Origin of the sequence: Pseudomonas sp. B19(2017) (genome assembly GCF_002113165.1) — a bacterium.
In the GTDB taxonomy this organism is placed as follows: Bacteria; Pseudomonadota; Gammaproteobacteria; order Pseudomonadales; family Pseudomonadaceae; genus Aquipseudomonas.
Map to the genome: position 1 here is coordinate 146264 of NZ_NEJR01000014.1, position 9815 is coordinate 156078.

Annotated in this window: 10 protein-coding genes and 1 pseudogene; 5 read left to right on the forward strand and 6 right to left on the reverse strand. The window is 65.0% G+C overall.

Annotation, left to right across the window (positions count from 1 at the left end; genetic code table 11):
* The first annotated feature begins 155 nt into the window (after nucleotides 1-155).
* The 3 genes and pseudogenes from CAF70_RS18890 (at nucleotide 156) to CAF70_RS28220 (ending at nucleotide 3610) form a co-directional block, all read left to right on the forward strand.
* On the forward strand, nucleotides 156-1553 hold the full coding sequence (locus CAF70_RS18890; protein WP_085626373.1) for a PLP-dependent aminotransferase family protein: 1398 nt from the start codon (nucleotides 156-158) through the stop codon (nucleotides 1551-1553).
* A gap of 668 nt (nucleotides 1554-2221) precedes the next feature.
* A pseudogene (locus tag CAF70_RS28215) lies at nucleotides 2222-2752 on the forward strand (HAMP domain-containing protein); the annotation flags it as partial.
* Entirely contained in the window at nucleotides 2747-3610 is an 864-nt protein-coding gene (locus tag CAF70_RS28220; RefSeq protein ID WP_371915959.1) for a methyl-accepting chemotaxis protein, read from the forward strand. The pseudogene CAF70_RS28215 and the gene CAF70_RS28220, both read left to right, overlap by 6 nt.
* A 144-nt stretch (nucleotides 3611-3754) precedes the next feature.
* On the opposite strand, the gene CAF70_RS18900 is transcribed toward CAF70_RS28220, so the two are convergent.
* Entirely contained in the window at nucleotides 3755-4945 is a 1191-nt protein-coding gene (locus tag CAF70_RS18900; RefSeq protein WP_085626375.1) for a benzoate/H(+) symporter BenE family transporter, read from the reverse strand.
* A gap of 145 nt (nucleotides 4946-5090) precedes the next feature.
* On the opposite strand from CAF70_RS18900, the gene CAF70_RS18905 reads away from it, so the two are divergent.
* On the forward strand, nucleotides 5091-5693 hold the full coding sequence (locus CAF70_RS18905) for a glutathione S-transferase family protein (RefSeq protein WP_085626376.1): 603 nt from the start codon (nucleotides 5091-5093) through the stop codon (nucleotides 5691-5693).
* Nucleotides 5694-5824: 131 nt separating this feature from the next.
* Here CAF70_RS18905 and CAF70_RS18910 read toward each other — a convergent pair whose 3' ends face one another.
* The 5 genes from CAF70_RS18910 to CAF70_RS18930 all read right to left on the reverse strand — a co-directional run bounded on the left by CAF70_RS18910 (nucleotide 5825) and on the right by CAF70_RS18930 (nucleotide 8602).
* Nucleotides 5825-6196, reverse strand: coding sequence for a glutaredoxin (locus tag CAF70_RS18910; RefSeq protein ID WP_085626377.1), 372 nt, complete (start codon nucleotides 6194-6196; stop codon nucleotides 5825-5827).
* A 59-nt stretch (nucleotides 6197-6255) separates the two neighbouring features.
* Nucleotides 6256-6801 (reverse strand): GTP cyclohydrolase I FolE, encoded by a 546-nt coding sequence (gene folE / locus CAF70_RS18915; RefSeq protein WP_013971502.1) that lies wholly within the window; start codon nucleotides 6799-6801, stop codon nucleotides 6256-6258.
* 70 nt (nucleotides 6802-6871) lie between these two features.
* Nucleotides 6872-7432: a Smr/MutS family protein gene (locus CAF70_RS18920; protein ID WP_085626378.1), complete on the reverse strand. Its 561-nt coding sequence runs from the start codon at nucleotides 7430-7432 to the stop codon at nucleotides 6872-6874.
* A gap of 174 nt (nucleotides 7433-7606) precedes the next feature.
* Entirely contained in the window at nucleotides 7607-7927 is a 321-nt protein-coding gene (locus CAF70_RS18925) for a hypothetical protein (RefSeq protein ID WP_085626379.1), read from the reverse strand.
* Between the two features lie 84 nt (nucleotides 7928-8011).
* Nucleotides 8012-8602, reverse strand: a complete 591-nt coding sequence (locus CAF70_RS18930; protein ID WP_063911663.1) for a cysteine hydrolase family protein — start codon at nucleotides 8600-8602, stop codon at nucleotides 8012-8014.
* A 180-nt stretch (nucleotides 8603-8782) separates the two neighbouring features.
* On the opposite strand from CAF70_RS18930, the gene prmB reads away from it, so the two are divergent.
* Nucleotides 8783-9691 (forward strand): 50S ribosomal protein L3 N(5)-glutamine methyltransferase, encoded by a 909-nt coding sequence (gene prmB / locus CAF70_RS18935; protein ID WP_015269350.1) that lies wholly within the window; start codon nucleotides 8783-8785, stop codon nucleotides 9689-9691.
* Nucleotides 9692-9815: the final 124 nt, after the last annotated feature.

Genomic DNA, 9815 nt, shown 5'->3' on the forward strand with positions numbered 1-9815 from the left:
CACCGTTCTCGGGTTGGTGCGATCCCTGTGGGAGCGGGTTCACCCGCGAAAGGGCCGGCCCTGCCCACTCTGATGCCGGCCCATTCCCCTCACCAGACACACCTACAACCCTTTTATGCTTAACTGTTTGCTCAAAACCAGCGAACACTTGCCCCATGCATCTGCCCCTAGACCGCTCCAGCCCCACCCCCTTGGTGCAGCAACTCACCGACCACCTGCAAACCTGGATCGACCAACAACGCCTGCGCCCCGGCGCGCGCCTGCCGTCGATCCGGGCCTTGGCACGCAGCCAGGCGGTCAGTGCGTCGTGTGTGATCGAGGCGTACGACCGCCTGGTCGCCTGCGGCTGGCTGGAGGCCCGCCACGGCACCGGTTTTTTCGTCGCCGAGCGCAAACCCGGCCTGGCCGTGGAAGACGCCCAACCCTGGGGCGAGGCCGGCGACGGCAGCTGGCGGCAGTTCCGCGAGGGCCATGACGAATTGCTCAAGCTGGGCTGTGGTTGGTTGCCCAGCAGTTGGCGCGCCGCCACCGAACTGGCCCAGGCAGTACGCCAGGTCAGCCGCGGCAACCCGCAGGACCTGTTCGACTATTGCCCGCCACTGGGCCTGGCCAGCCTGCGCCAACAGCTGCACAAACGCCTGGCGCAACTGGGGATCGCCGCCGGCCCCGAACGCATCCTCACCACCCACGGCGCCAGCCACGGCCTCGACCTGCTGGTGCGCACCCTGCTGCGCCCGGGCGACACGGTGCTGGTGGAAAACCCCGGCTACTACAACCTGTTCAACCTGCTGCGCCAGCACCAGGTGCACATGCTGCCGGTACCGCGTACCGCCGACGGCCCGGACCTGCCCGCCCTCGAAGCCCTGCTGGCCGCGCACAAGCCGCGCTGCCTGTTCATCAACAGCCTGTACCACAACCCCACCGGCACCAGCCTGACGCCCAAGGTGGCCTACCGCCTGCTGGAGCTGGCCCGCGAGCATGACCTGCGCATCATCGAGGACGATATCTACGCCGATTTCCAGGAGGGCTCGGCCACCCGCCTGGCTACTCTCGACAGTGAGCAACGGGTGATCTACATGGCCAGCTTCTCGAAAACCCTCAGCAGCTCGCTGCGGGTCGGCTACCTGGTCGCCGAGCCGGCGTTGCTGGCGCGCCTGGCCGAGTTGAAGATGGTCAGCGGCATCGGCACCTCGCGCTTTGCCGAGCAGGTGGTGGGGCAGATGCTGGCCAACGGCAGTTACCGCAAGAGCGTGCAGCGCCTGCGCGTGCGCTTGGGGCAGCACATGGCCCGGCTGCTCGGCCAGCTGGAACAGGCGGGCTGGCAGGTGTTCTGCGAGCCCTACGGCGGCATGTTCGTCTGGGCCCGCGTGCCAGGCCGGGATTTCGCCAGCCTGGAGCGCCTGGCGCTGGAACACGATGTGCTGCTCACCCCCGGCAGCGCCTTCGATTACCAGGGTGCGACCCACGACTGGCTGCGCATCAATGTCGCTTATGGGCAGGACGCTCGCGCCCAGGCCTTCCTTCAGCACGCAGGGCGACCTCTGCCAAGCTGATAGCGACACGCTCATAGCTATTTGACACTATTCTGACGTCAGGCCCTTGTCCATCGGCTGGCATCGTTGCCACCCTTGGCCTTCGGTATAACCTCGCACGCAGAAGGGGAATCGGCATGGGCGCGAGCAAGCACGGTGTGCTGGCCAACCTGGGCATGGCCCGCAAACTCGGCCTGGGCTTCGCCCTGGTGCTGGTGCTGACCTTGGCGGTGGCGGCCATCGGCATTGCCGCGCTGCACAGTGTTGGCCAACGCTTCGACAGCCTGCGCCAGCTGGCCCAGTTCAATACCGACCTGCTGCGCTTGCGCCAGCACGAGCAGGCCTTTGCCCTGCGCTCCGACCTGCAGCAGGCCGAGGCCTTGCGCAGCGGCCTGCAGGGCCTGGCCGAACGTGCCCGTGGCCTGCCGTCGCTGGCGGCGGCGGAAACCGACCTGGCGGCCTATGGCAAGGCATTCGAAGCCTTTGTCGAGGCAGTGCAGGCCAAGGAGCTGGCGCTGGATATGGCCAGCTGGTCGGTGTCCAGCGTGGCCAACAACCTCGACGTGCTGCAGGCCGGCCTTGCCGATGACGGCGTGTATACCCTCAAGCAGTCCCAAGGCCAGCAGGGCGGCGCGTTCCTTGAGCAGGCCGCGCAGGTGGCGCAGGTTTCGCGGCTGATGCTGCAGGCCATGGACGAAGCGCGAGTACGCCTGGAAAAAAGCCGCAAGGGCGAAGAGGGCGTCAGCCAGGAACGTATTGCCCAGACTGTCGAGGCCGCCAGTCTGGTCAGCCAGTTGCAGGGCGCCGTCAGCGATGCCGGTTACCAGAGTGTGCTGGGCGAAGTGGCCGGGCACATTGGCAGCTTCTCGGAAAAACTCAACGAATACACCGACCAGCTGGCCCGCGAGCAGGGCTTGAAGGCGCAGCTGCAGGCCAGTGCCGAGCAAGTCACCAGTCGGGTTGACCAGGCCTATCTGGGGCAGGAACAGGCCCTGCAGGGCGAACTGCAACGCAATGCCGTGGCCATCGGCCTGGCCACGGCATTGGCGCTGCTGGTGGGTGTGCTGGCGGCCTGGCTGATCACCCGCGCCGTAGTCGGGCCGCTCAAGCATGTGATCGCCCGCGCCCAGCGCATTGCCGCTGGCGAGCTGGGCTTTGACGCCCAGGCGCCACGCCGTGACGAGGTAGGGCAACTGATGCAGGCCATGCAGCAGATGGCGGAGGGCCTGTCGGGCATTGTCAGCGGTTTGCAGCAGGGTATCGAGCAGCTGGCCGGCAGTGCGCAGGCGCTGTCGGCGGTGACCGAGCAGACCAACCGCGAGGTGGGCAGCCAGAAGGAAGAGACCGAGCAGGTGGCCACGGCCATGCAGCAGATGACCGCCACGGTGCACGATGTGGCGCGCAATGCCGAAGAGGCGGCGCAGGCGGCCCAGGCTGCGGATGAGAAGGTGGATTCCGGGCAGCAGGTGGTGCGCCAGAGCATGCAGCGCATCGAGCAGCTGGCGGCGGCGGCGGAGACGGCCAGCGCCGGTATCGACAGCCTCAGTGCCGAGATCCACACCATTGGCGACGTGCTGGAAGTGATCAAGAGCGTGGCCGAACAGACCAACCTGCTGGCGCTGAATGCCGCTATCGAAGCGGCTCGGGCGGGTGAGCAAGGGCGTGGCTTTGCCGTGGTCGCTGATGAGGTGCGTGCCCTGGCGCGGCGCACCCGGCAGTCTACCGAGCAGATCGAGACCTTGGTCGCCAGCCTGCGCGGTAATGCCCAGCAGTCGGTGGCGCAGATTCGCGGCAGCACCGAGCTGGTGCGCCTTGCGGTAGCCGATGCGCTGCACACCGAAAGCGCGCTGGGCAGCATTGCGGCGGCGGTGTCATTGATCCAGCAGATGAACCAGCAGATTGCCGCGGCGGCCGAGCAGCAGAGCTCGGTGGCGGAAGAGATCAGCCGCAGCGTCACGCAGATCCGCGGCAGTGCCGATCAGGCGGCGTTGGCGATGCAGGATAATGCCCGGTCGAGTATTGAGCTGGCGCAGTTGGGCACCGACCTGAAGGGGATGGTGGGGCATTTCAGGTTGTGAGCCAGCCTCGGGGCGTTGTGCTGCATGTAACGGCCTCTTCGCGGGCACGCCCGCTCCCACAGGGATACCACAATGCTGAATATTGTGTGTTCCCTGTGGGAGCGGGCGTGCCCGCGAAGAGGCCGGTACAGGCAACAAATACCTTCAGGCCCTGCGCGGGTTGAGGATCATCAAGGCCAGCACTCCCGCCACAATCCCCCAGAACGCCGAGCCGATCGAAAACAGGGTCAGCCCCGAAGCGGTAACCATGAAGGTAATCACCGCCGCCTCCCGCTCACGCGCTTCGCTCATGGCCACGGTCAGCCCGTTCATGATCGAGCCGAACAGCGCCAGCGCCGCAATCGACAGCACCAGTTCCTTCGGCAGGGCCGCAAACAGCGCCGCCAAAGTCGCGCCGAACACCCCGGCAATACCATAGAAAATCCCGCACCACACCGCCGCGGTGTAACGCTTGGCCGGGTCTTCATGGGCGTGCGGCCCGGTGCAGATCGCTGCGCTGATCGCCGCCAGGTTGACCCCGTGCGAGCCAAACGGCGCCAGCAGCAGCGAGGCAAAACCGGTGGCCGAGATCAGCGGCGAAGCCGGCACCTGATAGCCGTCCGCTCGCAGCACGGCCACACCCGGCATGTTCTGCGAGGTCATCGCCACCACGAACAGCGGAATGCCGATGCTGATGGTCGCCCCCAGCGAGAAGCTTGGTGTGGTCCACACCGGCGTGGCCGCTTCCAGGCGAAAGCCGCTGAAGTCCAGCAGGCCCAGGGCGCCAGACAGCGCCGTGCCCACCAGCAGGGCGGCCAGTACGCAGTAACGCGGCGACAGGCGCTTGACCAGCAGGTAGCTGAAGAACATGCCCAGTACCAGTAAGGTGCGGTGCTGGGCGGCAACGAAGATTTCGCTGCCGATCTTGAACAGAATGCCCGCCAGCAGCGCCGAGGCCAGCGAAGCCGGGATGCGCCTGACCAGGCGCTCGAAGCTGCCGGTCAGGCCACAGACCAGCACCAGCAAGGCACAGGTGATGTAGGCGCCGATCGCTTCGCCATAGCTGACCCCGCCCAGGCTGGTGATCAGCAAGGCGGCGCCGGGGGTGGACCAGGCCACGGTGATCGGTGTGCGGTAACGCAGCGACAGGCCGATGCTGCAAACCGCCATGCCGATCGACAGTGCCCAGATCCATGATGAAATCTGCGCGCTGGTCAGCCCGGCGGCCTGCCCGGCCTGGAACATCAGTACCAGCGAGCTGGTATAGCCGGTGAGCATGGCGATAAAGCCGGCGACAACCGCCGAGGGGGAGCTGTCTGCCAGGGGCCGCAGGCGTGCCGAAGTGGCATCGGTCATGAACAAAATCCTTGTAAAGGTGTAAGCAGTTTTTTCAGACTACAGCGAGCAAGGTTGATCCTTGCCATACAGCGGCCATTGCTTTTAGCCGTACAGTCGCCAACTATTGGGCGCAAATGCAGAACTGCTTGGGAGTGGAAGGGCGATGTACAAGGTCTATGGCGACTACCAGTCGGGCAACTGTTACAAGGTAAAGCTGATGTTGAGCCTGCTGGGCCGGCCATATGAATGGCACCCGGTGGACATCCTCAAGGGCGAGACCGAAACGCCCGAGTTCCTGGCGATGAACCCCAACGGCAAGGTCCCGGTGCTGGGGCTGGAGGACGGCAGCTACCTGTGGGAATCCAATGCCATTCTCAACTTCCTGGCCGATGGCAGCGAGTTCCTGCCCACCGAGCCACGCCTGCGCACCCAGGTGCTGCAATGGCAGTTCTTCGAGCAGTACAGCCATGAGCCGTACATTGCCGTGGCGCGTTTCATCCAGTTCTACCTGGGGTTGCCGGACGAGCGCGTGGAGGAGTACCGCAAGCTGCACAAGGGTGGTTACAAGGCACTGAGGGTGATGGAGCGGCAGTTGCAGATGACGCCGTACCTGGTCGGCGAGCAGTATTCGATTGCCGATGTGGCGTTGTATGCCTATACCCACGTGGCGCATCAGGGTGGGTTCGACCTGGCCGATTACCCGGCGGTGCGGGCCTGGCTGGAGCGCGTCAGCAGCCACCCGCGGCATGTGCCGATGGTGGGTTGATCTTTAGCCTGTTCCGGCCTCTTCGCGGGTGAACCCGCTCCCACAGGTACCCCGCTGACTTCAGGTCCAGTGATATCCGTGTGGGAGCGGGTTTACCCGCGAAGAGGCCGGTACAGGCTGCCTGCAAACTGTCAGGCCGAAGCGAACCGCTCATCCAGGTAGGCAATGATCGCCTTGGACTCATACATCCAGGTCACCTTGCCCGCTTCTTCAATGCGCAGGCACGGCACTTTCACCCGGCCGCCACCTTCCTGCAGGGCCTGGCGGTGCAGCGGGTCGTTCTTGGCATCGCGCAGCGCCACCGGCACGTTCAAACGGTGCAGGGTGCGGCGGGTCTTGACGCAGAACGGGCAGGCGTGGAACTGGTACAGCGCCAGGCCCTTGGCCGCTTGCTCGACGCGAGCCTGGGCGGCGGCGTCGCGCTTGCGCTTGGCCGGGCGGCTGATCCAGTCGCCGAACACGATGAGCTGGCCGAGGCCAACCCGCAGGGCTTTGACGATCATGGGGAACTCCTGAAATGCAAAAGCCGACCCGGCAGGGTCGGCTCGGGGTCAGCAGCCAATCACTTGATCAGGCTGAGGAACTCGCTGCGGGTGGCGGCGTTTTCGCGGAACTCACCCAGCATCACCGAGGTGATCATGGTCGAGTTCTGCTTTTCGACACCGCGCATCATCATGCACATGTGCTTGGCTTCGATGACCACGGCAACGCCGGCGGCACCGGTTACCTGCTGCACGGCCTCGGCAACCTGGCGGCTGAGGTTTTCCTGGATCTGCAGGCGGCGGGCGTACATGTCGACGATGCGCGCCACCTTCGACAGGCCCAGTACCTTGCCCTTGGGCAGGTAAGCCACGTGCGCCTTGCCGATGAACGGCAGCATGTGGTGTTCGCACATCGAATACAGCTCGATGTCCCGGACCAGCACCATTTCGCTGTTGTCAGAGCTGAACAGCGCATTGTTGGTGACTTCTTCCAGTGTTTGCTCATAACCGCGGCAAAGGTACTTCATCGCCTTTGCAGCCCGCTTGGGCGTGTCGAGCAGGCCCTCACGGGAGACGTCCTCGCCAATCTGGCTGAGGATCTCGGTGTAGTTCTGTTCCAGGGACATGGATCTACCTGTGGGAAAAAATCGCAAAAACGAAGGGTACGGCGGTGAGGGCGGCGCTGCAAGCGCGGCGTTACTCGTCGCGGCCTTCGAGCATGGTTCGCTTGAGCATCACATACACCGCGCCGGTGCCGCCGTGGCGGGCGTTGCACGAGGCAAAACCGAGCACCTGCGGGTGCTGGCGCAGCCAGGTGTTGACGTGGCTCTTGATCATCGGGCGCTTGCCGTCCAGGCGCGCGGCCTTGCCGTGGGTAACCCGCACGCAGCGCACTTCCAGCCTGGTGGCTTCGGCGATGAAGTCCCACAGGGTTTCGCGGGCTTTTTCCACGGTCATGCCGTGCAGGTCCAGGCTGCCCTCGAACGGGATCTGCCCCAGCTTCAGCTTGCGCAGCTGGCCTTCCTGCACGCCATCACGGCGCCACAGCAGCTCGTCTTCGGCGCCAACGTCGATGACGAACTGGTCGGACATGCCGTCGATCACCAGCGCCTTGTCACTGCGCACGGTCGCCGCCTGGCGCAGGCCGGCCAGCTTCTGGCGGTCGGCCTTGGGCTTGCCGACTTCGGCGCGGTCGTGACTGATCGGTTTGACACCGCGCACTTCGGCCTTGAACAGGGAAAAATCGTCGTCTTGCATGATGCCTCCACGTGGGCGGCGTAGTTTACGCGACTGTGGGGCGGTATGCAGCCTGTGCGGGCTCTTTCGCGGGCACGCCCGCTCCCACAGGGCTATCACAGGGACTGAGGGCTGCGCGGTACCTGTGGGAGCGGGCATGCCCGCGAAGAGGCCGCTACAGGCAACACAGCCCTGTCAATCATGCTTCTTCATCAGGTGCGGCGACAGGTTCAGCTCGCGCCCGCGGCGCAGGCGAATGCGGCTGCGCCGCCAGAAGCGCACGCCCAGCCACAGCAGCAGCAAGCCGGCTACGGTGAGGATACCGGCCAGCGGTTTGTTGGCATTGAGTTCCGCCAGGGCAGGGTAATTGCCCAGCAGGCCGGCGACGCCTGCCATCGCCAGCAGTACGCCCAAGGTGGCCAGCAGGGCCGACAGGCCGGCCGCCAGGCGGGCGCCCCAGTTACGCGGTTGGCGCGGGCGCAGGCGCTTGGCGTCGAAACTGCCTTTGAGCTTCATTCCGCTTTCCTCTGTGGATATCCGGAATTCGACCAGGGGCCGCCCATCGGGTTCCGCCCGGCTGCCGGGCGGTTACCTGGCCGCTCAGATCAGGCTGGCGGTGGGCGCCACGCAAGCGAAGTTGTCGGCCATCACGGCCATTTCACACTGGTGGATCTGCGCGGCCGGGATCACCCCATCCTTGAATGCCAGGTCGCGGGTCGCCGAAGCGTCTTCCACCAGGGTGCAGCGGTAACCATAGTCCTTGGCGCGGCGTACCGTGGTGCTGACGCTGGAGTGGCTCATGAAACCGCAGACGATCAGGTCCAGGTGGCCCAGTTCCTGGAGGGTCTCGTGCAGTTTGGTGTTCTTGAACGCGTTGGGCATGCGTTTTTCGATGACGATTTCGCCTTCCAGCGGCTCCAGCCCCGGAATGAACTGGCCAGCCGGGCCTTGTGGGTCGAAGCGGCCACCGACAGTGCCCAGGTGGCGAACGTGGATGATCGGACGGCCGCTCTTGCGCGCAGCGTCGAGCAACCTGGCGATGTTGGCCACGGCCTCGTCCATGCCCGACAGCGCCAGGGGCCCGCTGAGGTACTCCTTTTGCGCATCGATGATGATCAGGCTGGCGTGGCTCAGCTTGGCCGGCGGGTAGTCGCGGCCAGTGAGGCGGAACATCGTGGTTGGAACGGACATCAAGGGCTCCTTGGATAGGGCTTTTGTATACCTATTGTCCCCTGCCTTGGCGCCAATGGGAATGGTTGACAACGTAAGCGGCATGGTTACTGGCCTGTGGCTAGCCATTGGGCAATGCAAAGGAACAAATGTGCGAGTGGGGCTGTTAGACTTTTGTCCGGTCTGAATTAGGAGTACCCCGTGATCACATCCCGCCTGCGCACGCTGCGCGACTACATTCGCTGGGCGGTCAGCCGCTTCCACGAGCACGACCTGTTCTTCGGCCACGGTGCCGACAATGCCTGGGATGAGGCCCGCCTGCTGGTGCTGGGGGCGGTGCACCTGCCGTGGGAGGTGGCCGACAGCTACCTGGACTGCATGCTTGAGGACGACGAGCGGGTACGCCTGCAGCACCTGCTCAAGCGCCGTATCGAAGAACGCGTGCCGGCCGCCTACCTGTTGGGCGAAGCCTGGTTCTGCGGCATGTCGTTCATCGTAGACGAGCGCGTGCTGGTGCCGCGCTCGCCGATTGGCGAGCTGATCGAGAAGCGCTTCGAGCCGTGGCTGGCGAGCGAACCGGCGCGCATTCTCGACCTGTGCACCGGTTCCGGCTGCATCGGCATCGTTGCCGCCGACGTGTTCCCCGAGGCCGAGGTGGTGCTGGCCGACCTGTCGTTCGAAGCGCTCGAAGTGGCCAACCAGAACATCGAACGCCACGGCCTGGACGGGCGCGTGTACACCGTGCAGGGCGACGGTTTTGGCGGCTTGCCGGGGCAGCGTTTCGATCTGATATTGTCCAACCCGCCGTATGTCGACGCAGAGGACTTCGACGACATGCCGGCCGAGTACCACCATGAGCCCGAGCTGGGCCTTGCCTGTGGCAACGATGGCCTGGACCTGGTGCGGCGCATGCTGGCCGAAGCGGCGGACCACCTGACCGACAAGGGCTTGCTGATTGTCGAGGTGGGCAACAGCCAGGTGCATGTCGAGGCGCTGTACCCCGAGGTGGACTTTGCCTGGCTGGAGTTCGAGCGCGGCGGGCATGGGGTATTCATGCTGACTGCCGAGCAGTGCCGCCAGCATCAGGAACTGTTCAAGGCCCGGGTCTGACTCTAGGGCCTCTTCGCGGGCTTGCCCGCTCTCATCAAACAAAATGCAACCCACTGTTTTTTAAGCACTCAGGCAGCCACCAGTTGATACCCCAGTTTCCGGGCTTTGCGAAGCAAAGCCCGGA

What these genes read in the sequence shown, in the direction of transcription:
- CAF70_RS18890 (WP_085626373.1), top strand. Translation starts at nt 156, where the DNA reads ATGCATCTGCCCCTAGACCGCTCCAGCCCCACCCCCTTGGTGCAGCAA.
- CAF70_RS28220 (WP_371915959.1), top strand. Translation starts at nt 2,747, where the DNA reads ATGGCGGAGGGCCTGTCGGGCATTGTCAGCGGTTTGCAGCAGGGTATC.
- CAF70_RS18900 (WP_085626375.1), bottom strand. Translation starts at nt 4,945, where the DNA reads ATGACCGATGCCACTTCGGCACGCCTGCGGCCCCTGGCAGACAGCTCC.
- CAF70_RS18905 (WP_085626376.1), top strand. Translation starts at nt 5,091, where the DNA reads ATGTACAAGGTCTATGGCGACTACCAGTCGGGCAACTGTTACAAGGTA.
- CAF70_RS18910 (WP_085626377.1), bottom strand. Translation starts at nt 6,196, where the DNA reads ATGATCGTCAAAGCCCTGCGGGTTGGCCTCGGCCAGCTCATCGTGTTC.
- folE (WP_013971502.1), bottom strand. Translation starts at nt 6,801, where the DNA reads ATGTCCCTGGAACAGAACTACACCGAGATCCTCAGCCAGATTGGCGAG.
- CAF70_RS18920 (WP_085626378.1), bottom strand. Translation starts at nt 7,432, where the DNA reads ATGCAAGACGACGATTTTTCCCTGTTCAAGGCCGAAGTGCGCGGTGTC.
- CAF70_RS18925 (WP_085626379.1), bottom strand. Translation starts at nt 7,927, where the DNA reads ATGAAGCTCAAAGGCAGTTTCGACGCCAAGCGCCTGCGCCCGCGCCAA.
- CAF70_RS18930 (WP_063911663.1), bottom strand. Translation starts at nt 8,602, where the DNA reads ATGTCCGTTCCAACCACGATGTTCCGCCTCACTGGCCGCGACTACCCG.